This is a genomic window from Nocardia asteroides (assembly GCF_900637185.1).
GTDB lineage: Bacteria > Actinomycetota > Actinomycetes > Mycobacteriales > Mycobacteriaceae > Nocardia > Nocardia asteroides.
The window spans coordinates 2,494,025-2,516,998 of sequence record NZ_LR134352.1; the positions used below are offsets into that span (position 1 = coordinate 2,494,025).

A 22,974-nucleotide genomic window follows, 5' to 3' on the forward strand; every position below is an offset into this window, starting at 1 on the left:
TATGAGCGCGGATCTGCTGGCGTACTGCCTGGCCAAACCCGGTGCCTGGCAGGACGAACCGTGGGAGGGCGACATCGTGGCCAAGGTCGGCGACAAGATCTTCGCCTTCCTCGGCACCGGGACCGCCATCGGCCTGAAATGCGGCCGCGACCGCATGGAGGCCGACGAACTCGTGCGGATCTATCCCGGCGATGTCAGTGCCTCGGCCTATATCGGTAGGTATGGCTGGAACAGTGTCACCGTCGGCGGCGCGGTCCCGCCCGACGAACTGCGGGAGCTGATCGACGCCTCCTACGACGCGGTCGTCGCCAAGCTCCCGAAATCCAAGCGCCCCAAGGCCTGATCTCTTCAGCGGACGTTAAGCCGGCTGTAGGCCGGGCCGGTCACAATCGCCGCCATGCTGGCAGGGGCGTCGTGCGACGACGAGCAGTGCGTGCGACGAGGCACCGGAGAATCGATGGCATCGCGATCGGTGCGGTTCGCCCGGTGACCGACCCGTTCGCGAACAAGGGCGGTGGTTCCGCGGTCGAGTCCGGTGCGATCCCCTTGTCGGCCCCGGCCGTCCCGGGCGAGTCCACCGCGCCGTCCCCGCCCGAGCACCTGCGCCCCGGCGCCGCCGCCGCGGCCGCACGGCGGCTGGCCGGCATCGCGGCGATCCGGCTGGCGGACGCACCGGCCGCCGCGGAGGAACAACTGCGCCGCGCCCTCGTCGTCGGCTGCGGCGAGCTCGACGGCCGCGAACTCGCCCAGCTGCGCACCCGGCTGGTCACGGCGATCGCCGCCCAGCCCGATCGCGACCGCGACCTGGCCCGCGCGGCGGCCACCGCGGCCGCCTGCTGGCAGCCGATCTCGGCGGCCGACGCCGCACACCTGTGGGTGGTCGCCGGACGGGCGTGGGCGCGGGCGGGCAGGCACGCCGAGGCCGTCACCGCCTTCGACCGGCCGCTGGTCACCGACGGCGTCGGCTATCCGGCCGGCGAGCTCGCCTTGGTCCGCGGTGAGTTCGCCGAATCGCTGATGCGGCTCGGCCGCTACCGGCAGGCGGCCTGGCAGTTCACCGAGGCGGCCCGGCTGATCGCCGGTACCCCCGCGCAGCGCCGCCTGCACGCCGACCTGGTGTGGTCGGCCGCCGTCGCCCGCGAGTGCTGCGGGCAGGAATCCGAGGCGCTGGGCGGCTACCTGCGCGCCGCCGGCCTGTGGGGCGAACTGGGCAAGATCGTCCCGCGCGCCCGCTGCCTGCGCGCCGCGGCCTGGCTGCAGCTACGCGGTCCCGGCGGGCGGATCCGCGGACCGTGGTGGATCACCGTCGACGTGCTCATGGCCGAACTGAACCGGCTGCAGGCGGCCGAGCCAGCCGCCCACATCGCCGAGGAGCTGGCCCGGACCCGCGGCCAGTTCGCCCAGATGTGCGCGCAAGCGTCGGGCCCGGCCGGGGATCGGGCCGTCCCGGAGCGGACCGATCCGCTCGAATGGTGGCGACCCCGTTAAGCTCGGACCTCATGCACGAAACAGCTCGGCCACGCCGCAAGCTCGGCGTCATGGGCGGCACCTTCGATCCCGTCCATCACGGCCACCTGGTCGCGGCCAGCGAGGTCGCGAACCGGTTCGAGCTCGACGAAGTCATCTTCGTGCCGACCGGACAGCCGTGGCAGAAGGTGAACAAGCAGGTCAGCCCCGCCGAGGACCGCTACCTGATGACCGTCATCGCCACCGCGTCCAACCCCAGGTTCTCGGTCAGCCGGGCCGACATCGAACGCAACAAGGTCACCTACACGGTGGACACGCTGCGCGAGATGCAGAACGCGCATCCCGACGCCGAGCTGTACTTCATCACCGGTGCAGATGCGCTGGCCAACATCCTGACATGGCAGGATTGGACCGAACTGTTCGAACTGGCGAAGTTCGTCGGGGTGAGCCGTCCGGGGTACGAGCTGAACACCGACCATCTCGAGGAGCATCTGCGGGACCTGCCCGCCGACGCCGTCACGATGATCGAGATCCCGGCGCTGGCCATCTCGTCGAGCGAATGCCGCCGCCGCGCCGCGGAGGGTCGGCCGGTCTGGTACCTCGTCCCCGACGGCGTGGTGCAGTACATATCGAAGCGGCACCTGTATGGGCCCGCAGGAACGGAAGGTAGCTGACGGTGAGCCACACGAGCGAGGTTCTGACCTGTCCGGGGGAGGCCGCATGAGCGCCACGGCAGAAGCGATCGAGATGGCCAAGGTCGCCGCGCTCGCGGCCGACGACAAGCTCGCCACCGACGTCGTCGTCCTCGATGTCTCCGAGCAGCTGGTGATCACCGACTGCTTCGTGATCGCCTCGGCGCCCAACGAGCGCCAGGTCAACGCGATCGTCGACAACGTCGAAGAGAAGCTGCGCGAAGCCGGGCACAAGCCCGTCCGTCGCGAAGGCACCCGCGAGGGTCGCTGGGCGCTGCTCGACTACGTCGACATCGTCGTGCACATCCAGCACAACGACGAGCGCAACTTCTATGCGCTGGAGCGGTTGTGGCGGGACTGCCCGACCGTGGCCGTGGAGGGCATCGCCGCACCGGCGACCCCGCCGGCCGCCGACGACGACGCACAGGTAGAGGGCGACACCGAGTGAGCAGCCAGGGCCAGGAGACGGGAGCGCAACGTCCCCAGGCAGGGCCCCCGCACACCACCGAGCAGCGCCGGGTGGGCAAGTACGCGCACGTCCGCACGCTGATCCTGCTGCGGCACGGACAGACCGAGTGGAACGCCGCCGACCGCATGCAAGGTCAGATCGATACCGATCTCACCGATCTGGGCAGGCAGCAGGCCAAGGAGGCGGCGCGGGAACTGGTGTCCCGCAACGCGATCGCGGTGCACGCCTCGGATCTGCGCCGGGCCAAGGAGACCGCGCAGGCGCTCGGTGACATCAGCAATCTGCCGGTCGTCACCGACCAGCGGCTGCGCGAAACCCACCTGGGCGACTGGGAGGGGCTGACCCACATCGAGGTCGACGCCGATTACCCCGGCGCGCGCGTGCAGTGGCGGCTCGACGCCACCTACACACCGCCCGGTGGCGAGAGCAAACTCGAGGTCGGCGCGCGGGCCCTGCCCGTGGTGCGCGAACTGTACAACGAGCGGCAGGATTGGCCGGGCCGGACTATCATCCTGGTTGCGCACGGCGGGCTGATCGCTGCCCTCACGGCCGCGTTGCTGGAACTGCCCCCGGACAACTGGCCCGCCCTCGGTGGGCTGGCGAATACGAGCTGGGTGCAGCTGTCCAGCCACGGCCCTGACATCGACCGGCCCGGTTGGCGCCTCGATGTTTGGAACGCAGCGGCGAAGGTAGCTCCCGATGTCCTCTGAAGAGCCCGTCCGATCGGTACCGGACGAACTGTTCCAGCAGGTGACGGCCAAGGCCGGACGGCAATTGCCGGACGCGCTGTTCGGCCCGCCACCCGCTCGGCCCGCACGCCAGGAGCGTGAGGAGCCCATCCGTTCGGTACCGGACGAACTCTTCAAGCAGGTCACCGCGCGCAGCGAACGATCCCTACCCGACGCGCTGTTCGGCCCGCCGCCCGTACCCGCGCCGGTCGCCGCCGAGCCCGAATCGGCCGAAGCTGCCGGTGAATCGGCGTCCGCCGAGGACGACGTGGCTTCGGTAGGCGAGAGCCTCGGCGAGTCCGGCGGGTCTTCGACGGCGAGTGCTTCGGCGGAAACCGCTGCGGCGCAGCCGGAAACCGGTGCTGTCGCCGCCGAAGCCGTGGTGACCGACGCGAAGTCCGCCGCTGAGGCTGGGGCGACGACAGGCAGCGACTCCGGTGCACCGGAGGATTCGGACAGTTCGCTCGGGCAAGCCCAGGCCTCGGCGCCGGTTACCGGCGCGGAGCCGGATCCAGCTGGGGAAGTAGAGTCTTCGGACACTGCTGGTCTCCCCGGTGATGCTGTGGGCGCGCAGGCGCCTGCGGGCGCGGTGTCAGAGGCGGACCGCCAGGCGGCGGGCACCGCCCAGGGCGACCCGGAGGCTCCCGCCCCGGGCGACTCGCAAGCTTCCACCGCAGCCAGGACCGAAGCGGATTCGGGTGCGGCGCAGGAACGTCGATCCGCCGACGAGGTCGCGGCCTCGGCTGATTCGTCGGTCGGCCCCGCCGATTCGTCGGCGCCGGTGGCAAGCGATTCTCTCGGGGCTGCTCCGGCGGCCGCCGAGACCACTTCCGTCGGCTCCGCCACCGGTCCGGCCGCGAGTGCTGTCGCCGAGACGGTTTCCGCCGGTTCCGTCGCCAGTTCGGCCGCGGGTGCTGTCGCCGAGACCGCGTCCGTCGGTTTTGCCGCTGGTCCGGCCGCGACTGCACTCGCCGAGGTCGAGCTCGTCGTCGAGGACGCCGTGCTGGTTGCCGCGGAGACCGAGCCGCGGGCGGTGGAGTCCGCCTCGCCGCGTCCGGTGCTGCTGGTGATCGCCGACTCGCTCGCGTACTACGGGCCCAAGGGCGGCCTGCCCGCCGACGATCCGCGGATCTGGCCGAATATGGTCGCCGCGGAACTGGATTGGGACGTGGAGCTGATCGCCCGGATCGGCTGGACCTGCCGGGACGCCTACTGGGCGCTGATCGGCGATCCTCGGGTGTGGGCCGCGGTGCCGCGTGCCGGCGCCGTCGTGTTCGCCGTCGGTGGCATGGACACCCTGCCCTCGCCGCTGCCGACCGCGCTGCGCGAACTCATCCGCTACATCCGTCCGCCCAAGCTGCGGCGCGGGGTGCGCTCCACCTACAACTGGCTGCAGCCGAAGCTGTCGAAACTCGGGCGGCCCGTGGCGCTTCCGCCGAAGGTGAGCGTCGACTATCTCGAGCAGTCGCGCGAGGCGCTGCAGCACCTGCGTCCCGAGCTGCCCGTGGTCGCGGTGCTGCCGTCGGTGCACAAGTGCGATGCCTACGGCCGGGTGCATCGCGGCCGGGCGCGCGCGGTCAAGGCACTGCAGGCGTGGTCGGGCCGTACCTCGGTACCGCTGGTCGACCTCGGCGAGGCCGTCCGCGACGACATCGAATCCGGTGCCGCCAACCCGGACGGTATCCACTGGGGCTGGGCCGGGCACGCCGCGGTCGCGACGGCGATGACCAAGGCGCTGCAGGAGGTCAGGTAGTCCGTGACCGTAGTGGTGGTCACCGACTCGGCCGCGGGCCTGTCCGCCGACGTCGTCGCCGAGCTCGGTATCGAAGTGGTGCCGTTGCACGTGTTCGTCGGCGACCGGGAGATCCGGGAGGGCGTCGACCCCGTCGAGATCGACTACACGACGGACTCGGTCACCACGTCCGCGGCCTCGCCCGGCGAGTTGCGTGAGGTCTACGAGCGCGCGCTGGATCACAGCGACGGCGACGGAGTCGTCGCGGTGCACCTGTCGCGCACCCTGTCGGCCACCTGGGAGGCGGGCAGGCAGGCGGTGCGCGACATGGACGCGGAAAAGAGTGTGCGCCTGGTGGATTCGCTGGGTGCAGGCTTGGCGACCGGACTGCCCGTGCTCGCCGCCGCCCGCCGGGCCCGCGCCGGAGACGCGCTGGACGCGGTCTACGAGCGTGCGGTGACCGCGGCGGCCAAAGCCCGGACGTTCATCCTGGTCAACCGCACCGAGCAGTTGCGTCGTGGCGGCAGGCTGAGCAGTGCCGCGGCGTTCTTCGGCAGTGAACTGGTGTCGAAGCCGCTGCTGCAGCTGGTCGAGGGCAAGCTGGAACTGCGCGAGAAAGTGCGTACCCGGTCGCGTGCCTACGCCAAACTGGTCGCCGCCGCGGTGGAAGCGGCCGGCCGCGACGGTGCCGCGCTGGCGGTGCAGCACCTCGGGGCCGCCGACGCCGCCGAGACCATCGCCGCTCAGCTGCGCGACCAGGTGCCGGAGGTCGAGGAGTTGCACGTCACCGAATTCGGCCCCACCCTGGGCGTCCACCTCGGTGTCGGTGCGCTCGGCGTGCTCGTGGTGCCGGGCGGCTGCTCGTAGGAGACGGCGCCGGCCGGATTCCGGCGCCACGCCGACAGCCTGCGCGAACGCCCGGATCCGGTGGGCCACTACGATGCCCCGGTGACCGGATTCGACGACCTCGACTACCTCGACGCCTCGCACCTGCCGCAGCGCAGGCAACACATCCTCGCCGTGATCCGGGATTCGGTACTGGCCCACGGCTATCCGCCCAGCGCCAGGGAGATCGCCGACGCGGTCGGCGTGAAGTCGACCTCCACGGTCTCCAAGCATCTGAAAGCCCTGGAGGAGGACGGATTCCTGCGGCGCAGCGCCGCGGTGACCCGTCCCATCGATGTGCGCCTGTTCCTGCGCCACGGCCCCGCGCCACAGTCCGAGACGTCGGTCTCGGTGCCCGTCGTCGGTGACATCGCCGCGGGCGCGCCGATCCTGGCCGAGCAGCACGCCGACGATCTGCTGACCCTGCCGCGGGAACTCGTCGGGCGCGGTGAGGTTTTCGCGCTCCGGGTGCGCGGCGACTCGATGATCGATGCCGCGATCTGCGACGGCGATCTGGTCGTGGTCCGCAGTCAGCGTGAGGCGAACACCGGCGATATCGTCGCCGCCATGATCGGCGAGGAAGCCACGGTGAAGGTGTATCGCCGCCGCAACGGCCACGTGTACCTCGAACCACGCAACCCCGCCTACTCCGTGATCGACGGTGACGAGGCCGTGATCCTGGGCCGCGTGGTGTCGGTGATGCGCCGGGTCTGAGATCAGGCCGGGCCGAACCAGTCCAGCGACTGACCGTGCGGCCCGGCGTAGGCCACCGGCTCGCCGTCGACCGCGAGCACCATCCGCGCGGCGATCGTCTCGCGCCCGGGCAGCCGACCGGCGAACTCCGCGAGTACGCCGGTGCCCTCCTGCGAGATCCAGTGGCAGGGCAGTGTCCGCACCGTTGCCACGAATTCGGCCCGTGCTCGCGGTGCGAGGTAGGTGAGCACCGCGCTGTGGAACACGACCACGGTGCTGTCCGGCGGCGCGGACCGCACCAGTTCGGCGAGGTGCTCGAGCGCGTCGCCGGCCACAAGCCGGGGTGGGTCGGCCGCGGCGATCGCGCACGCCGCCCGTAGTCGCGTGCGGCGTTCCTCCTGCCCCGGCCAGATCAGGGCCTCCAGCCATTCGCGGTCGTGGCTGTCGGCCGCGTCCAGGGGATTCAGGTCCACGCCCGCTCGATGCACCACCACGGGCAGCCGTGCCGGGATCGGCGCTCGGCCGGTGACCGCGCAGGGCAGCACCACCGAGGAAGGGCCGTCGGCGGGATCGGGCCCGTTCCCGTTGTAGCGGTAGCTGAATCGGTCGGGGTACAGGCACAGACCGGCCGATGCGCCGACTTCGATCAGCGACAGTGGTCCGGGCAGCCGGGCGAGCACCGGAAGCAGCGTGGCCGCGCGTCCGGCTTCGTTGGTCTGGGTGCGGCGGGTCCGCGCTGTCGCCGCGATCGCGGGCCAGTGCGCGATCAGATGGTCGCGGAACCGGCGATAGGGCGACGGGACCGCTCCGTGCACGCGCGCCGACGCCAGCACCAGATTGGGTTGCTGCTTGTCCGTGGGCAATTCGGCGATCAGCGCCAGCACCGCCGAGTCCTCGGCGATCTCGAGGGCGAGCCGGTGATAGCGCGGGGAATTCCCGCCGGCCTCGCGCTCGGCGAAGTCGCGGAAGCGTTGTGCCAGTTCCATGGATCCATCCGTACGTCGTCTCGGCCATGCCCGCACCGTATTCGCGCACACCGCGCCGATCCCGGTCCGGAACGGCCTGCGACCGGGGGTTGTCCACAGGTTCGCGGTTGTCCACAGGCCGGCCACTCGCGCAGGTCGGCAGCCATTTCGCGGCGTCGTCCGCTCGTAGCGTCGAGCCCATGCCACGACACGAAGAGCGCGAACGGGTACGGCAACGGCTGGGCGGGCTGGCACTGCGCGACAAACCCGGACCCGGCGGTGCCCGGCCCGCCGTTCCGGGAGCCGGAACGGCCCGCACCGACGCCGGCACCGGCGGACGCTGGGACGACGACGAACTCGTGCCGTCGACCGGTGAGGTCCGCCCACCGGGGTGGCTCGACGACGGCGCCGACACAGGCGGCCTCCGACGTTTCGTGCCCGAACGGTTCCGCGGCGCCCGTGTCGATCCCGGCCGCCGGGGAACCATGGTCCTCGGCGTGGTCGGTGTGGTCGCGGTGGTACTGACCGGCGTGCTGGTCGTGCGCGATCAGCCGGTGGCGCAATCGGTGCCACCGGTGCCGATGGTGCGCGCGGAACGGACCTCGGTACCCGGTGAAGTGGTCTCCGCGGCGCACGCGGTGCCAGGTGCGAGCCAGAACACCACGGCAGAAGTCGTTGTCAGCGTGGTCGGCCTGGTAGCCAGACCGGGCCTGCACCGGCTCCCCGGCGACGCCCGCGTCGCCGATGCCATCGACACCGCAGGTGGCGCGACCGACGGCGCCGACCTCGCCGGACTGAATCTGGCCCAGCGCCTTTCCGACGGCGACCAGATCGTGGTCGCGGCCTCTGCCCCGGACTCCGGCCCAAGGACGAGCAGTGTCTCGCGCGGTGCCGCGGGCCCGACTTCGAACTCGCCACGCACCACGAGCACCGGCACCGCACAGGCACCCAAGAACCGCGTCAACCTCAACACCGCGACCGAAGCCGAACTCGACGCGCTCCCCGGCGTCGGCCCGGTCACCGCCACCGCCATCATCAGCTGGCGCACAACCAATGGCCGCTTCACCGACATCTCCCAGCTCGGCGAAGTAGACGGAATCGGCCCAGCCCGCCTCGCCCGCCTGCGCGACCTGGTGACGACGTGAGAAGGACTGCTGCCCAGCCCGACACAGCGCCGCAGTCGGATGCGAGCACACCGGTGGCGGGAGCGTGCGCGGAAACCGCGGCCTCTGAGACGCACGGGCACGATGACACAGGTGCAGGGGCCACCGTTGGCCGTCCAGCTGGTGGCCTAGATGGAGAAGTTGTCCTGGCGGATGTGCGCCCGCGAGATGGGGCGGGTACGTGGGCCGGATCGGGCGCAGGGGAGAGCCCGGGGACCGAACGTGACCTTGGCCCGCTGGTCGGCTCGTCCCCGTCGCGCGGCGTCGATACGGCGCCGGGGTCGGACGCTCGCGGAGAATCTAACGCGGGATTCTCGACCTGCTTTCCGGATTGCGTCGAACATTCTTACAGCAGTATGGAATTCGGGTGTTTCGGCGTTTCGTCGGTGCTCGGGCGCCGATCGGTGTGCGCTGACGCGCCGGTGACGGACCCGGCGGGCGGATGAGGGGGACGGCGGGGGAGGAGTTGGTGACCCCGACGGGGGAGCGGCAGGCGCTCGATCTGCGCTTGGTGCCCGCGGCGCTCGGGTGCTGGGTGGCGACGATTGTCGCGTTGTCCCTCGGCTGGTTCGCCGGGGTGCTTCTGGCGGTCGGTGCCGTTGTCGTGGCGATCGCCCTGTGGGTGGTCTGGTTGTGGGCCGTCGCGCACGAGCGGGAGCGGTGGCGGGTGGTCGCGGTGGCGGGGTTGGCCGCGATGCTGCTGGCGGCGGGATTTGGGGCGGCGGGGGCGTGGCGGGCGTATCACGTCGAGGCTCATCCCTTGCGGGAGTCGTTCGGGCGAACGGTACCGGTGGTCGCCGTGGTGACCGATGATCCGAAACTGATGCGGGCGGGCGGTTTCGGTGGTCAGCGCCCGTGGATCGTGCACGCCGGGCTGCGGGAGTTCGGGGGCGGCTCGGGGACCACGCGAGTCGGTGGTTCGCTGGTGATCATCGCCCAGGGTGCCGAATGGTCGGCGTTGTCGCCGGGGCAAGCTATTCGGTTCCGCGGCAAGGTGAGTGAGCCGACCCGGTCGGATCTCACCGTCGCGGCCCTGCATCCGGTAGCCGCACCGGAACTGGTCGGCGTCCCGCCGTGGTGGCAGCGCCTGGCGACCGGAGTGCGGGCTGATCTGTCGGCCGCTGCGGCACGGGCACTCTCGCCCGCCGCTGCCGGCCTGCTGCCCGCACTCGTCGTCGGTGACACGGCGGCCCTGTCCGACGAGGTCCGGGACAATTTCGACATCACTGGCCTGCAGCACTTGGCAGTTGTCAGCGGCGCGAATTTCACGATCCTTCTGACTGCGCTCCTCGCCCTCACCAGACTGCTCACTCTCGGTCCTCGATCCAGTGCGATCGCGGCGGCGGGGACGGTGGTTGTGTTCGTCGTCCTCGCCCGCCCCGACCCGAGTGTGTTGCGTGCGGCGGCCATGGGATCGGTGACGGTGCTCGCCCTGCTCACCGGCCGACGCAAACAGGCGCTGCCCGCCTTGGGTGCCGCGGTGATCGGATTGCTCGGTGTGGCACCGTATCTCGCGGTGAGCGCCGGATTCGCGCTGTCGGTGCTCGCCACCGCCGGGCTGATTCTTCTCGCGCCGAGCTGGGCGGATTGGCTGCGAGCGCGAGGATGGTGGCGGGCCCCCGCGGAGATCGTCGCCGTCGCCGCGGCCGCGTTCGTCGTGACCCTGCCGCTCATGGTGGCGCTCTCGGGACGGGTCAGCCTGGTCGCGATCCTCGCGAACGCCCTGGTGGCGCCCGTTGTCGGCGTGATCACCGTGATCGGCGCGATGGGCGCCGCACTCGCCTGGCTCTGGGGAGACGCCGCGGTCGCGGTGCTGTGGTGCGCGCGACCGCCGCTGTGGTGGCTGCTCTCGGTCGCCGACCGGTTGGCCGCGGTACCTGGCGCCACGATGGCGGTGCCCGAGGGCGCACTCGGCGGGTTGGTGGCCGCGGCGATCATGGTGCTTCTGATAGCCGCCCTGCGCTGGTCGAAGACCCGGCGCCTGCTCGCGGTCTGTGCACTGGGGGTCTCCACGGTGCTGATCCCGATGCGCCTGTGGCACCCGGGATGGCCACCTGACGGCTGGGCGGTGGCCATGTGCGACGTCGGTCAGGGCGACGGTCTCGCCCTCGCCGTCGGCCCCCACGCCGCCGTCGTCATCGACACCGGCCCCGACCCCCGAGCCATCCGCCGCTGCCTAGACCACCTCGACATCACCCACATCCCGCTCCTGGTCCTCACCCACCCCCACGCCGACCACATCGACGGCCTCGCCGGCGCCTTCCGCGGCCGCACGATCACCGCCATAGCCACCGCACCCGGCGAACTCGACCACAGCCCTCCCTGCCCCAGCACACCGCGCACCGGAAACAAAACCGCCGAGCCCCAGAACATCACCCACCCCCGAACCAGCACCGCACCCGCGCATTCCGCACCGTCACCCGACGTTCAGCCGCGGAGCACCGCGCCCGCGCACTCGAAACCGGCCACCGACGCTTTGCCGGGAGTCGCCGGTACTGCCCAGCCGGTACCGTCTACCGATGCTGGGTTGGGGGTCGTCGTGCCTGTGCGCTCTGGACCGTCTACCGATGCTGGGTTGGGGGTCGTCGTGCCTGTGCACTCTGGACCGTCTACCGATGCTGGGTTGGGGGTCGTCGTGCCTGTGCACTCTGGACCGTCTACCGATGCTCGGTCGGGAGTCGCCACGTCTGCGCGCTCGAAACCGGCCATCGTCGCTCAGTCGGGAGACGCCGTCCCGGCGCACTCGGCGCCGCCCGCCGATGCTCGGTCGGGAGACGCCGCCCCGGCGCACTCGGCGCCGCCCGCCGATGCTCGATCGGCAAGCACCGCGCCCGTGCACCCGAAACCGCCTGCGGAGCCGGCGACCGCCGCTGCGCCGGGAGGCGCTGTGCCGGTGCGCTCGATTCCAGCAACCGACGCTCGGCATCGTGGTGACGCGGCAGCGCACTCGAAACTGGCCGTCGGCGATGCGCGGGGAAGTGCTGTGCCCGTGGGGCCGGGACCGGCCACCAATGCTCGGCCGGACAATGCCGCGCCTGCGCATCCGGGACCGCCGATCGACGCTCGGCCAGGCGGTGCCGCGCTCCCTGCGTCGGCCACCGTCGCTTGGCGGGGAAGCGCCACTCCGATGCAGCGGGAACGGCCCTTCGTCGCTCGGTCGGGCGATGCCGCGCCAGCGGACTCGGCACTGGCCGCCGCTCGGCGGGGAGGTGTGGTGCCGATGTACTTGGCACCGGCCGCGGTCGCGCGGCAGCAGGGGGCCCTGCCTGTACGCACTGCACCGGCCGCCGTCGCTCGGCTGGAGAGTGCCGTACCCGCGCGCTCGGAACTGCCCACCGATGCTCGGCCGGGCGGTCCGGTGCCATGCTGCGCGAACGGGGCAGCAGCGCCCACCTGTCGGGAGCACCAGGACGTCGAGCCCGAACATGGTGTCGTGCAGGGCAAATCGAGCGGCGCCAGCGGGATGGCCAAGGTCGCTGAGCTCTCGAAAGCCGCGGGGGTTTCATTGCTGGAGTTGTCTGCTGGGCAGGTGCTGACGTTCGGGGCGGTGGAGTTGACGGTATTGGCTCCGGCAGGGAACCGGGCATCGGCGCTGGACGCGGACGAAGCCAACGATCGGTCGGTGGTGCTCAGCGCACGGACTTCGGTGGGGACGGTGCTGCTGACCGGCGATATAGAAGCCGCGGCGCAGGCGCGGGTGCTGCGGGGCGGCGAGGTCAGGGCCGACATTCTGAAGGTGCCGCATCACGGGTCACGGACCACTACGCCGGAGTTCCTGCGCGCAGTGCGGCCGCGGCTGGCATTGATCAGTTCCGGTGCCGACAACACCTTCGGCCACCCGCACCCGAGCATCACCACGGCCCTGGCGGCACTGGGCGCGACCGTTGCCCGCACCGACCGCGACGGTGACGTGGTCGTCTTCGGCACGGCGGCCGAGCCGCGAGTGATCACTGCTCGCCGTCGGGGTCCTCGTGGACGAAAGAGCCCGGAACCGCGAGGCGACGACCGGGCACCGCCGGCCTGTCGGCGGGCGAACGTAGGATCGCCTGGTGAGCGAACGCCCTGCCGCGGTACATCTGGTTCTCGGTGACGAGGAACTGCTGGTCGAACGCGCCGTCGCGCTGGTGACCGCGCAGGTGCGGGCGGGTGCCCCCGATCCGGACTCGGTGCCGGTCGACCGGCTCCGCGCCGGTGACGCGAGCACCGCCGAACTGGCCGAGCTGCTGAGTCCCTCGCTGTTCGCCGAGGACCGGGTGATCGTGCTCGAGTCGGCCGCCGAGGCGGGCAAGGACGCGGTCGCGGTGATCACCGACGCCGCGGCCGACCCGCCCGACGGTGTGGTGCTCATGGTGCTGCACTCCGGTGGCGGACGGGCGAAGGCACTGGCACCGGCGCTGCAGAAGCAGGGCGCCCAGGTGCACGACTGCGCGAAACTCACCAAGGCCGGTGAGCGGATGGAGTTCGTGCGCGCGGAGTTCCGGGCGGCGGGGGTACGGGTGCCCGCCGACGCGGTGCAGGTGCTGATCGAATCCGTCGGGTCCGAACTGCGTGAGCTGGCCGCCGCCTGTTCGCAATTGGTGGCCGACACCGGCGGCAAGGTCGATGTGAACGCGGTCCGGCGGTACTACTCCGGGCGGGCCGAGGTCACCGGGTTCGATGTCGCGGAACTGGCGGTGGCGGGCGACCGGTCCGCCGCGATGGAAGCGCTGCGCTGGGCCACCGACCGGGGTGTCCCGCACGTGCTGCTGGCCGATGCCCTGGCCGACTCCGTGCACACCATCGCCCGGGTCGGATCCGCGGGGCGCGGTGATCCGTTCAAGCTCGCCCAGACGCTGGGCATGCCGCCGTGGAAGGTGAAGAAGGCCCAGGCCCAGGCGCGCGGCTGGACCCCGGCGACGATCGGCACCGCCCTCCAGGTGGTCGCCGCCCTCAACGCCGACGTCAAAGGCGGTGCGGCCGACTCCACCTACGCCGTGGAACACGCCCTGGCCCGGATTCTCGATCTCCGCGCGGCGGGCTGAGCCGCCGAGCCGACACGCGGGCTCGCCACGGAATCGGGACCGAATCGCGATGTCCGCCCGCCCTCGCGGCTGGCACAGTTGATCATGACATGGACCACCCGACCGACAGCGGGACCGGGGAGCGCGGACGACGCCGCCGCGCTCGGGGTTCGGCGGGTCGCTGGGCGACCGCGTTCGGCCGGGGGTTCGCCGCCGGATTGTCGGCCCTCGTGGTCGCCGTCACCGCGTACGGCTGGTCCACCGCCGGCGATTTCGACGCCGGGTTCCTGCGCTCGAACGCCATCGAGGACGACGCACCACACTCCCTGGGCGGGGACCTCAACATCCTGCTGATCGGCCTGGACACCCGGCGCGACCAGAACGGCGACGAACTCCCGCCCGCCGTGCTCGACCAGCTGCACGCCGGCGACGGCGACGAAGGCGGCTACAACGCCAATACGCTGATCCTGGTGCACATCCCGGCCGCGCTGGACAAGATCGTCGCGGTGTCCATCCCGCGCGACGACTACGTGCAGGTCAGCGGCATCCCCGGCTACACGCACGCCAAGATCAAGGAGGCGTACGGGCTGAAGAAGGCCGCCGTGCAGGATCAGCTCATCGCGCGCGGCGTCACCGATCAGCGGCGGCTGGAACAGGCGGGACGCGAAGCGGGGCGCGCCTCGATCGTGCGGGCGGTGCGCGACCTGACCGGCGTGCCGATCGACCGGTTCGCCGAGGTGACCCTGGGCGGCTTCTACGAGCTGGCGGCCGCGCTCGGCGGCGTGGAGGTGTGCCTGAACCATCCCGTGCGGGACCTGGAGTTCTCCGGCGCCGATTTCCCGGCCGGCCGCCAGCATCTCGACCCGGCGCAGGCGCTGGCATTCGTGCGGCAGCGGCACGGACTCGAGCACGGCGACCTCGACCGCACTCACCGGCAGCAGGCCTTCCTCACCTCGGTCGCGCAGCAGTTGCGCAGCGCGGGCACCCTCACCGATCCCGGAAAGCTGGCGGAGCTGATGGAGGTGGCCCACCGCAATATCGTGCTGTCGGAGGGCTGGAACATGACCGAGTTCGTCCGCACCCTGGGCACCGCGCAGGATCCGCAGGTGGAATTCCGGACCCTGCCGATCGTGCGCTACGACGTGATCAACGGGCAGGACGTGAACATCGTCGACCGTACGGCGATCCGCCGCGAGATCGCCACCGCATTCGGTCTGCCCGTCCCCGTCCTGCCGACGACCACGCGGCGCACGACCCCCCGGACCGAACCGCCTGCCGCCTGGCCCGTCGAGACGTCGACGGGCGCCTGGCGGACCAGCACCACCACCACACCGCTGTCGGGGACACCGGACGCGGGCAGGCCGGTCCGCGGCGACATCACCTCGGGACGGATCCCCTGTGTGAACTGAAGCTGCGGGAACCGGGCCCGATCACTCGCCGACGGCGGCGAGCTGTTCCTCGTCCTCGTCGAGATCCTCGTAGCGACCGTCCCACTCCTCGTAGAGCGGAACCTCGTCCTCCCTGGTGACGATCCAGGCGGCGGAATAGCCACCGTCCTCGTCGGGGACCATCACGTTCTCGATCTTGAGACCGATGCCGAGGATTTCCGCGGCGCGGACCACCTCGGCCAGGTCGTCGCCTCGTACCACCGTCTGATTCGCGTACACCGTCAACATGCGCGGAATGGTAGCCGACGACAAAAGCCGCCGTGGTCATCGAGGCCACGGCGGCTGCGTCTTGCGAAGTATTGCTGAGCGGGGTGACCCCGCCCGGATCAGATCTTGTTCAGAGCCAGCGCGAGCGCGGACTTCTTGTTGGCGGCCTGGTTGGCGTGGATGACGCCCTTCGAGGCGGCCTTGTCGAGCTTGCGGCTCGCGAACTGCAGCTGCTCGGCAGCCTTTTCCTTGTCGCCGCTGGCGGCAGCTTCACGGAAGTTGCGGATCGCGGTGCGCAGCGCGGACTTGACCGACTGGTTGCGCTTGCGCGCCGCCTCGTTGGTACGGATCCGCTTCATCTGGGACTTGATGTTGGCCACGCCTGTATCCTCTGGTTTCCTGTCGCTGGGTGGTATGCCTTGAAAGCTCGTCGGGCGCGCGCCCACGATGCAGCAGATGGTGCTGAACTACGGGTAACACCGCGCCGAAGATCGAGGTTACCAGCTCGGCACCGCCCGGCGAAATCGGGCCTCGATCACCCCTGCGCCGAATTCACCCGTTTCAGGTGATGCAAGAAATTTACCTGTGTCTCACACGACCCTGCCGCCGGGTGATGCACAGTTTTTCCCATGACCTCCACCACAGCGCCGACAACGGCTCGATCTGGATCACCGGCGGTGGTGAGGACGAACGGGCACCCGGGCACCGCGGGCCTGTTCGACGGGTACGGACCCGGCCGCTTCGCCGACGCCTTCGACGAGATGTTCGACGCCCAGGGCCGGGTGCGGGCGCCCTACAAGGGCATCCACGCCGCCATGGCCTCCAACGACGTCGACGACCTGGCCAAGCGCTCCGAGGCGCTGGACCGCGCGTTCATCGACCAGGGCATCACCTTCTCGCTGTCCGGTCAGGAGCGCCCGTTCCCGCTGGACCTGGTGCCGCGGGTGATCGCGGCCGCGGAGTGGGCCAAGCTCGAACGCGGCATCAAACAGCGCGTCACCGCGCTCGAGCTGTTCCTGGCCGACGTGTACGGCGAGCAGAACATCCTGCGCGATCAGGTGATCCCCAAGCGGCTGGTCACCTCGTGCGAGCACTTCCACCGCGAGGCCGCCGGGCTGGTCCCGCCGAACGGGGTGCGCATCCACGTCTCCGGCATCGATCTGGTGCGCGACGAGCGCGGCGACTTCCGGGTGCTCGAGGACAACCTGCGCTCGCCCTCGGGGGTCTCCTATGTGATGGAGAACCGGCGCACGATGGCCCGGGTCTTCCCCGACCTGTTCTCCTCGCACCGGGTACGCGCGGTCGGCGACTACGCCACCCACCTACTCCGGGCGCTGCGGGCCTCCGCGGCGCCGAACGAGGCCGATCCCACGGTGGTGGTACTCACCCCCGGCGTGCACAACTCGGCCTATTTCGAGCATTCACTGCTGGCCAGGCAGATGGGTGTGGAGCTGGTGGAGGGCCGCGACCTGTTCTGCCGCGACAACGTCGTCTACATGCGCACGACGGCGGGGGAGCGGCAGGTCGACGTGATCTACCGGCGCATCGACGACACCTTCCTCGACCCCATGCACTTCCGGCCCGACTCGGTGCTCGGCGTCGCCGGCGTCCTCAACGCGGCCCGCGCGGGCAATGTGGTGATCTCGAGTGCGGTCGGCAACGGCGTGGGCGACGACAAGCTCATCTATACCTACGTGCCCACGATCATCGAGTACTACCTGGGCGAGAAGCCGATCCTGCCCAATGTCGACACCTTCCGCTGCTGGCTCGACGAGGAACGCGAGGAAGTTCTCGATCGCGTCGGGGAACTCGTGGTGAAGCCGGTGGAGGGGTCGGGCGGCTACGGCATCGTGATCGGCCCCGACGCGACGCCGCGCGAGCTGGAGGCGGTCAAGCGCAAGATCAAGGCCGATCCGCGCGGCTGGATCGCCCAGCCGGTGGTGCAGCTGTCGACCGTGCCGACCAAGATCGGCAACGAGCTGGTGCCGCGGCACGTGGACCTGCGGCCCTTCGCGGTCAACGACGGCGAGGACATCTGGGTACTCCCCGGCGGGCTCACCCGGGTGGCGCTACCGGAAGGTTCGCTGGTGGTGAATTCCAGCCAGGGCGGCGGCAGCAAGGACACCTGGGTGCTGGCGGGCCGCTCCGGACCGGTCGACCGGGAGCTGGCGGGGCCGGAACTGGTGAGCGATCCGCCGCAGGCCGACTCGTTCGAGCTGGGCCGCGAGCTCAGCGCGCCGCAGGCCAATCAGCAACAGCAGCAACAACAACAGACGCAGCGGCTGATCGGGGACTGACACACATGCTTGCTCGCAACGCCGAATCCCTCTACTGGATCGGCCGATACGTCGAGCGCGCCGACGACACCGCGCGCATCCTCGACGTCGCCGTGCACCAGCTGCTCGAGGACGCCACCGTCGACGCCGACCGCACCTCCCGCGTGCTGCTCAAGGTGCTCGGCATCGAACCGCCCGAGGGGTTGCGCCTGGACGTGTGGTCGGTGACCGACCTGGTCGCGTTCAGCCACGACCACGGCGTGTCCATCAGCGACTCCATCGGCAAGGCCCGTGAGAACGCCCGTGGCGCACGCGAAGTCACCTCCAGCGAGATGTGGGAATGCCTCAACGCCACCTACAACGGGCTGGCGACGGCGGAGAAGGCGGCGCGTGGCCTGGGCCCGCACGAGTTCTTCTCCTACATCAAGGACCGCGCGGCGATGTTCACCGGGCTCACCGACTCGACGCTCTCGCGCGACGACGGTTACCGCTTCCTGCTGCTGGGCCGGTCCATCGAACGGGTGGACATGATGGTGCGCCTGCTGCTCTCGCGCGCGGGCGACCGCACCTCCTCACCGGCCTGGGTGACGGTGCTGCGCTCGGCGGGCGCGCACGACACCTATCTGCGCACCCATCGCGGCGCGCTGGACGCGGCCCGGGTCGCCGAGTTCATCCTGATCGACCGGCTGTTCCCGCGCTCGGTGTTCCATACGCTGCGTGTCGCCGAGGCCTGCCTGACCGAGCTGGATCAGCGGCCGGGCAGCCGGGTCGGCGCGCGGCACGAGGCGCAGCGGGTGCTCGGCCGCGCCCGCAGCGAACTCGAATTCCTGCCGCCGGGCGTGCTGCTGGAGGATCTGCAGAGCAGGCTGCTCGCGCTGCAGAAATGCTGCCGCGAGGTGAGCGAGGCCGTGTCCCGGCAGTACTTCCACGCCGCCCCCTGGGTGGCCTGGACCGATGTGCGCCGCAATTCCGACGGGCGCGTGCAGGTGGAGGGCGAACTGTGAGCTGGCGGATCAGGGTGGTGCACACCACCGGCTATGTCTACGACGCGCCGGTGACGCGGTCGTTCAACGAGGCCAGGCTCACCCCACGGGCGGACAGCAGGCAGAACGTGATCCTCAATCGCGTCGAAACCGTGCCCGCCACCAGGTCGTATCGCTACACCGACTACTGGGGCACCGCGGTCACCGCCTTCGATCTGCACGCCCCGCACACCGAATTGGAGGTGACCGGCTCGTCGGTGGTGGAGACCGAACCGTTCGCCGAGCCCACCGAGGAACTGAGCTGGGACGAGCTGCGCGCGGGCCGGATCGTCGACCGGTTCGACGAAATGCTCAGTCCCACCGCCTATGTCCCGCGTGATCGCAAGCTCGCCACCGTGGCCCGGCAGCTCTCGCGCGGGGAGGAACCGGCCAAGGCCGTGGTGCGTGCCGCCGAGTGGGTGCACAAGGAGATGGACTACATCGCGGGCACGACCTCGGTGCACACCTCGGCGCTCGAGGCCTTCGCCGAGCGGCGCGGCGTCTGCCAGGACTACGCGCACCTGACGCTGGTGTTGTTGCGCAGCATGGGAATTCCGAGCCGGTATGTCTCGGGCTATCTGCATCCGAAGCCGGGCGCCGGGATCGGCGAGACGGTGGCGGGGCAGTCCCATGCCTGGGTGGAGGCGTGGACCGGGCAGTGGTGGGGCTACGACCCCACCAACAATCTGGCGGTCAACGAGCAGCACGTCTCGGTGGGCGTCGGGCGTGACTACGCCGACGTGCCCCCGCTGAAAGGCGTGTTCTCCGGCGGCGGCTCGACGGACCTCGAGGTCGTTGTAGAGGTGACCCGCCTCGCGTAATGTCCACTTCGCTCGTGCGGACCCCGCTCGCCGCGGGGATGAATCCTCCCGGAGAGGTGGTGGCAGATGTCTCCCACTGCACAGGAACTCGTCGAACCCGAAGTCGTGCCCGAGGTCAAGAAATGGGCCGCCGAAGCGATAGGCACTTTCATCCTGGTGGTCTGCGGCGTCGGGACCCTGGTGCTGGCGGGTGACCGGGTCGGCGCGCTCGGGGTCGCCCTGGCGTTCGGTCTGACGCTGATGTTCCTCGTCTACGCGATCGGGCCGATCTCGGGCTGCCACGTCAATCCCGCGGTGACGCTCGGACAGCTGCTGCTGGGCCGGATCTCGGCTGTCGGCGCCGGTGCGTACGTCGTCGCGCAACTGGTCGGCGGCTTCCTCGCCGGACTGGTGGTGTTCGCACTGGCCAACAATCTGCCCGCCTACGACCGCCCGGTCGACGGGCTGGGCGCCAACGGCTGGGGCGCGCACAGCCCCTCGGCGATCCGCGGGCCGCTCGGCGCGGTCGTGGTCCAGAACGGATACGGCCTGGCCGCGACGATCATCATCGAGGTGATGCTGACCGCGCTGCTGGTCTTCGTGGTGCTGGCCTCGACCGACCAGATCTCCGATGTACCGCTGGCCGGGCTCTCGATCGGTGTCACGCTGACGGTGATCTACCTGGTCTCGCTGCCGATCGACAACACCTCGGTCAATCCGGTGCGCAGCCTGGCCGTGGCGCCCTATCAGGACGGCGCGCTGGGGCAGGTGTGGGCATTCGTGCTGTTCCCGCTGGTCGGCGGTGTGCTGGGCTCGCTGCTGTACGGCCTGATCTTCGGCCGTTCCCGCGACGTCCTGAGCTGATTCCCGAACGATGAAACCCCCGATCCGGCATCGGCCGGTCGGGGGTTTCCCGTGTGCTCAGCTCCAGTGGTACTCGGCGACCAGCCGGTGCGCGACCAGGTCGAATGTCTTGCGTTCGACGATCGCGCCCTCGCGCCGGATCCCGTCCTCGGGCACGTCGAGCACCCGGTCCAGGCGCACCCAGCTCGGCCTGCCGTCGTGGTCCCACGGTCCAGCGCCGATGCCGACCCAGTTGCGGTCGTGCGCGCGTTCGGCTTTGGACGACAGCATCAGCCCGAGCAGGGTCTTGCGGTCGCGTCCGACCACCAGCACCGGGCGGTCCTTACCGTTGGTCGGATCCTCTTCGAACGGCACCCAGGTCCACACGATCTCGCCGGGGTCGGCGCGTCCGTCGAGCTGCGGGCAGTAGACGATCTGGCGCGCGCGATGGGCGGTGGGCACCGGCGTGGACGCGGTGGGACGCACCGCGACGGTGGGTTCCGGCTTGGCCGCCAGCGCTCCCACCAGCTTCTCGAGCAGCCGCGGCCCCTGCTTGCGCACGATCTTCGGTCCCTGCTCCTTGGCGATGACGCCGAGTTGCTTGCCGAGTGTGTTCCAACTGCTGGCCATCCCTGAAATATAACGGTGACTCACCGCTTCGGTGCACCGGTGACAGGGCCGCGATTCGGCGCATGGGACGATGGACCCAGTTCGCCGATACCCCTCGAGGAGTGGAGTGGCTTCCAGTTTTGCCGATACGACGTTCACCGATCCGGCCCGGATCAGGAACTTCTGCATCATCGCGCACATCGACCATGGCAAGTCGACCCTGGCCGACCGGATGCTGCAGCTCACCGGTGTGGTCGAGGAGCGGGCGATGCGTGCCCAGTACCTGGACCGGATGGACATCGAGCGCGAGCGCGGCATCACCATCAAGGCGCAGAACGTGCGGCTGCCGTGGAGTGTCGACGGCGAGGACTACGTCCTGCACATGATCGACACGCCTGGCCACGTCGACTTCACCTACGAGGTGTCGCGGGCGCTGGAGGCGTGTGAGGGCGCGATCCTGCTGGTCGACGCCGCGCAGGGCATCGAGGCGCAGACGCTGGCGAACCTGTATCTGGCGATGGAACGCGACCTCGTGATCATCCCGGTGCTGAACAAGATCGATCTGCCCGCCGCCGACCCGGACCGCTACGCCGCCGAGATCGCCCACATCGTGGGCTGTGAGCCCGACGACGTGCTGCGGGTCTCGGGCAAGACCGGTGTCGGCGTCGACGCGCTGCTGAACAAGGTGATCGCCGAGGTGCCCGCGCCGGTCGGCGACGCCGACGCCCCGGCCCGCGCGCTGATCTTCGACTCGGTCTACGACACCTATCGCGGCGTGGTCACCTACGTGCGTGTGGTCGACGGCAAGCTCACCCCGCGCCAGAAGATCAAGATGATGTCCACCGGCGCGCAGCACGAGCTGCTCGAGATCGGCATCGTCTCGCCCGAACCCAAGCCCACCCAGGGCCTGGGCGTGGGTGAGGTGGGCTATCTCATCACCGGCGTGAAGGACGTGCGTCAGTCCAAGGTCGGTGACACCGTCACCTCCGCCCGCGACGGCGCCGCCTCGGCACTGGCCGGCTACCAGGAACCGCGGCCGATGGTCTACTCGGGCCTGTACCCGGTGGACGGCTCGGACTACCCGGATCTGCGCGACGCGCTGGACAAACTGCAGCTCAACGACGCGGCCCTGACCTATGTGCCGGAGACCTCGGTGGCGCTGGGCTTCGGCTTCCGCTGCGGCTTCCTCGGGCTGCTGCACATGGAGATCACCCGCGAACGGCTGCAGCGCGAGTTCGGCCTGGACCTGATCTCCACCGCGCCCAACGTGATCTACCGGGTGGTGATGGAGGACGGCACCGAGCACATCGTCACCAACCCGTCGTACTGGCCCGAGGGCAAGGTGCGCCAGACCTTCGAACCGGTCACCAAGTGCACCGTGATCGCCCCGAGCGAGTTCGTCGGCACCATCATGGAGCTGTGCCAGAGCCGGCGCGGCGAACTGCTCGGCATGGACTACCTGTCCGAGACGCGCGTGGAGATGCGCTACACGCTGCCGATGGCCGAGATCATCTTCGACTTCTTCGACTCGCTCAAGTCACGCACCCGCGGCTACGCCTCGCTCGACTACGAGGAGGCGGGCGAGCAGTCGTCGGCGCTGGTGAAGGTCGACATCCTGCTCCAGGGCGAGGCTGTCGACGCGTTCAGCGCCATCGTGCACAAGGACGCCGCCCAGGCCTACGGCAACAAGATGACCACCAAGCTGCGCGAGCTGATCCCGCGCCAGCAGTTCGAGGTGCCGATCCAGGCCGCGATCGGTTCCAAGATCATCGCCCGCGAGAACATCCGGGCGATCCGCAAGGACGTGCTGGCCAAGTGCTACGGCGGTGACATCAGCCGTAAGCGCAAGCTGCTCGAGAAGCAGAAGGAAGGCAAGAAGCGCATGAAGACCATCGGCCGGGTCGACGTGCCGCAGGAGGCCTTCGTGGCCGCGCTGTCCTCCGACGCCGCCTCGGACAAGCCGAAGGGCAAGTAG

General features: G+C 70.3%; 21 protein-coding genes. 17 read left to right on the plus strand and 4 right to left on the minus strand.

Annotation, left to right across the window (positions count from 1 at the left end; genetic code table 11):
- Position 1: 1 nt before the first annotated feature.
- The 8 genes from EL493_RS11670 (at position 2) to lexA (ending at position 6,687) form a co-directional block, all read left to right on the plus strand.
- Entirely contained in the window at positions 2-343 is a 342-nt protein-coding gene (locus tag EL493_RS11670) for an MmcQ/YjbR family DNA-binding protein (RefSeq protein WP_019045801.1), read from the plus strand.
- A 143-nt stretch (positions 344-486) separates the two neighbouring features.
- Complete coding sequence (locus tag EL493_RS11675; protein WP_019045802.1) at positions 487-1,488, plus strand: hypothetical protein; 1,002 nt, start codon at positions 487-489, stop codon at positions 1,486-1,488.
- An 11-nt stretch (positions 1,489-1,499) separates the two neighbouring features.
- Entirely contained in the window at positions 1,500-2,141 is a 642-nt protein-coding gene (nadD, locus tag EL493_RS11680) for a nicotinate-nucleotide adenylyltransferase (RefSeq protein WP_022567189.1), read from the plus strand.
- Positions 2,142-2,187: 46 nt separating this feature from the next.
- Positions 2,188-2,607 carry a ribosome silencing factor gene (gene rsfS, locus EL493_RS11685; RefSeq protein WP_022567190.1) on the plus strand — a complete coding sequence of 140 codons (420 nt, stop codon included), beginning with the start codon at positions 2,188-2,190 and terminating at the stop codon, positions 2,605-2,607.
- Positions 2,608-2,678: 71 nt separating this feature from the next.
- A complete protein-coding gene (locus tag EL493_RS11690; protein WP_019045805.1) occupies positions 2,679-3,338 on the plus strand; it encodes a histidine phosphatase family protein in 660 nt (219 codons plus the stop codon).
- Between the two features lie 1,021 nt (positions 3,339-4,359).
- Positions 4,360-5,109 (plus strand): diglucosylglycerate octanoyltransferase, encoded by a 750-nt coding sequence (octT, locus tag EL493_RS33725; RefSeq protein ID WP_081723254.1) that lies wholly within the window; start codon positions 4,360-4,362, stop codon positions 5,107-5,109.
- 3 nt (positions 5,110-5,112) lie between these two features.
- On the plus strand, positions 5,113-5,955 hold the full coding sequence (locus tag EL493_RS11705; RefSeq protein WP_022567193.1) for a DegV family protein: 843 nt from the start codon (positions 5,113-5,115) through the stop codon (positions 5,953-5,955).
- An 81-nt stretch (positions 5,956-6,036) separates the two neighbouring features.
- Entirely contained in the window at positions 6,037-6,687 is a 651-nt protein-coding gene (gene lexA / locus EL493_RS11710) for a transcriptional repressor LexA (RefSeq protein ID WP_030202594.1), read from the plus strand.
- A 2-nt stretch (positions 6,688-6,689) separates the two neighbouring features.
- Here lexA and EL493_RS11715 read toward each other — a convergent pair whose 3' ends face one another.
- A complete protein-coding gene (locus tag EL493_RS11715) occupies positions 6,690-7,652 on the minus strand; it encodes a DUF2332 domain-containing protein (RefSeq protein WP_019045809.1) in 963 nt (320 codons plus the stop codon).
- Between the two features lie 179 nt (positions 7,653-7,831).
- Between EL493_RS11715 and EL493_RS11720 the strand changes: the two genes are divergently transcribed.
- The 4 genes from EL493_RS11720 to EL493_RS11735 all read left to right on the plus strand — a co-directional run bounded on the left by EL493_RS11720 (position 7,832) and on the right by EL493_RS11735 (position 15,203).
- On the plus strand, positions 7,832-8,776 hold the full coding sequence (locus tag EL493_RS11720) for a ComEA family DNA-binding protein (RefSeq protein ID WP_019045810.1): 945 nt from the start codon (positions 7,832-7,834) through the stop codon (positions 8,774-8,776).
- 460 nt (positions 8,777-9,236) lie between these two features.
- The gene (locus EL493_RS32700) at positions 9,237-12,884 is read left to right on the plus strand and encodes a ComEC/Rec2 family competence protein (protein ID WP_019045811.1); all 3,648 of its coding nucleotides are present in this window, start codon (positions 9,237-9,239) and stop codon (positions 12,882-12,884) included.
- Entirely contained in the window at positions 12,844-13,815 is a 972-nt protein-coding gene (gene holA, locus EL493_RS11730) for a DNA polymerase III subunit delta (RefSeq protein WP_019045812.1), read from the plus strand. The genes EL493_RS32700 and holA overlap by 41 nt, the downstream gene beginning before the upstream one ends.
- An 89-nt stretch (positions 13,816-13,904) precedes the next feature.
- On the plus strand, positions 13,905-15,203 hold the full coding sequence (locus tag EL493_RS11735) for an LCP family protein (RefSeq protein WP_019045813.1): 1,299 nt from the start codon (positions 13,905-13,907) through the stop codon (positions 15,201-15,203).
- 21 nt (positions 15,204-15,224) lie between these two features.
- Here the strand turns inward: EL493_RS11735 and EL493_RS11740 are convergent, their stop codons facing one another.
- Together EL493_RS11740 and rpsT are read right to left on the minus strand one after the other, a co-directional pair.
- A complete protein-coding gene (locus tag EL493_RS11740; protein ID WP_019045814.1) occupies positions 15,225-15,470 on the minus strand; it encodes a hypothetical protein in 246 nt (81 codons plus the stop codon).
- A 98-nt stretch (positions 15,471-15,568) separates the two neighbouring features.
- Positions 15,569-15,829 (minus strand): 30S ribosomal protein S20, encoded by a 261-nt coding sequence (gene rpsT, locus EL493_RS11745; RefSeq protein ID WP_019045815.1) that lies wholly within the window; start codon positions 15,827-15,829, stop codon positions 15,569-15,571.
- A gap of 381 nt (positions 15,830-16,210) precedes the next feature.
- Between rpsT and EL493_RS11750 the strand changes: the two genes are divergently transcribed.
- The 4 genes from EL493_RS11750 (at position 16,211) to EL493_RS11765 (ending at position 20,411) form a co-directional block, all read left to right on the plus strand.
- The gene (locus EL493_RS11750) at positions 16,211-17,746 is read left to right on the plus strand and encodes a circularly permuted type 2 ATP-grasp protein (protein ID WP_232017317.1); all 1,536 of its coding nucleotides are present in this window, start codon (positions 16,211-16,213) and stop codon (positions 17,744-17,746) included.
- Between the two features lie 5 nt (positions 17,747-17,751).
- Entirely contained in the window at positions 17,752-18,729 is a 978-nt protein-coding gene (locus EL493_RS11755; RefSeq protein ID WP_019045817.1) for an alpha-E domain-containing protein, read from the plus strand.
- Positions 18,726-19,568: a transglutaminase family protein gene (locus tag EL493_RS11760; protein ID WP_019045818.1), complete on the plus strand. Its 843-nt coding sequence runs from the start codon at positions 18,726-18,728 to the stop codon at positions 19,566-19,568. Before EL493_RS11755 ends, EL493_RS11760 begins: the two co-directional genes overlap by 4 nt.
- Before the next feature lie 66 nt (positions 19,569-19,634).
- A complete protein-coding gene (locus EL493_RS11765; protein WP_022567195.1) occupies positions 19,635-20,411 on the plus strand; it encodes an aquaporin in 777 nt (258 codons plus the stop codon).
- Between the two features lie 57 nt (positions 20,412-20,468).
- Here EL493_RS11765 and EL493_RS11770 read toward each other — a convergent pair whose 3' ends face one another.
- Positions 20,469-21,020, minus strand: coding sequence for a type II toxin-antitoxin system PemK/MazF family toxin (locus tag EL493_RS11770; RefSeq protein WP_019045820.1), 552 nt, complete (start codon positions 21,018-21,020; stop codon positions 20,469-20,471).
- A 70-nt stretch (positions 21,021-21,090) separates the two neighbouring features.
- On the opposite strand from EL493_RS11770, the gene lepA reads away from it, so the two are divergent.
- Positions 21,091-22,974: a translation elongation factor 4 gene (gene lepA / locus EL493_RS11775; RefSeq protein ID WP_051719511.1), complete on the plus strand. Its 1,884-nt coding sequence runs from the start codon at positions 21,091-21,093 to the stop codon at positions 22,972-22,974.

Bases quoted from the DNA above. Each gene is read 5' to 3' on its own strand.
- EL493_RS11715 (WP_019045809.1), bottom strand. From the start codon at position 7,652: ATGGAACTGGCACAACGCTTCCGCGACTTCGCCGAGCGCGAGGCCGGC.
- EL493_RS11765 (WP_022567195.1), top strand. From the start codon at position 19,635: ATGTCTCCCACTGCACAGGAACTCGTCGAACCCGAAGTCGTGCCCGAG.
- EL493_RS11720 (WP_019045810.1), top strand. From the start codon at position 7,832: ATGCCACGACACGAAGAGCGCGAACGGGTACGGCAACGGCTGGGCGGG.
- rsfS (WP_022567190.1), top strand. From the start codon at position 2,188: ATGAGCGCCACGGCAGAAGCGATCGAGATGGCCAAGGTCGCCGCGCTC.
- nadD (WP_022567189.1), top strand. From the start codon at position 1,500: ATGCACGAAACAGCTCGGCCACGCCGCAAGCTCGGCGTCATGGGCGGC.
- EL493_RS32700 (WP_019045811.1), top strand. From the start codon at position 9,237: ATGAGGGGGACGGCGGGGGAGGAGTTGGTGACCCCGACGGGGGAGCGG.
- EL493_RS11755 (WP_019045817.1), top strand. From the start codon at position 17,752: ATGCTTGCTCGCAACGCCGAATCCCTCTACTGGATCGGCCGATACGTC.
- EL493_RS11735 (WP_019045813.1), top strand. From the start codon at position 13,905: ATGGACCACCCGACCGACAGCGGGACCGGGGAGCGCGGACGACGCCGC.
- EL493_RS11740 (WP_019045814.1), bottom strand. From the start codon at position 15,470: ATGTTGACGGTGTACGCGAATCAGACGGTGGTACGAGGCGACGACCTG.
- lepA (WP_051719511.1), top strand. From the start codon at position 21,091: ATGGACCCAGTTCGCCGATACCCCTCGAGGAGTGGAGTGGCTTCCAGT.
- EL493_RS11670 (WP_019045801.1), top strand. From the start codon at position 2: ATGAGCGCGGATCTGCTGGCGTACTGCCTGGCCAAACCCGGTGCCTGG.
- EL493_RS11770 (WP_019045820.1), bottom strand. From the start codon at position 21,020: ATGGCCAGCAGTTGGAACACACTCGGCAAGCAACTCGGCGTCATCGCC.
- EL493_RS11750 (WP_232017317.1), top strand. From the start codon at position 16,211: ATGTTCGACGCCCAGGGCCGGGTGCGGGCGCCCTACAAGGGCATCCAC.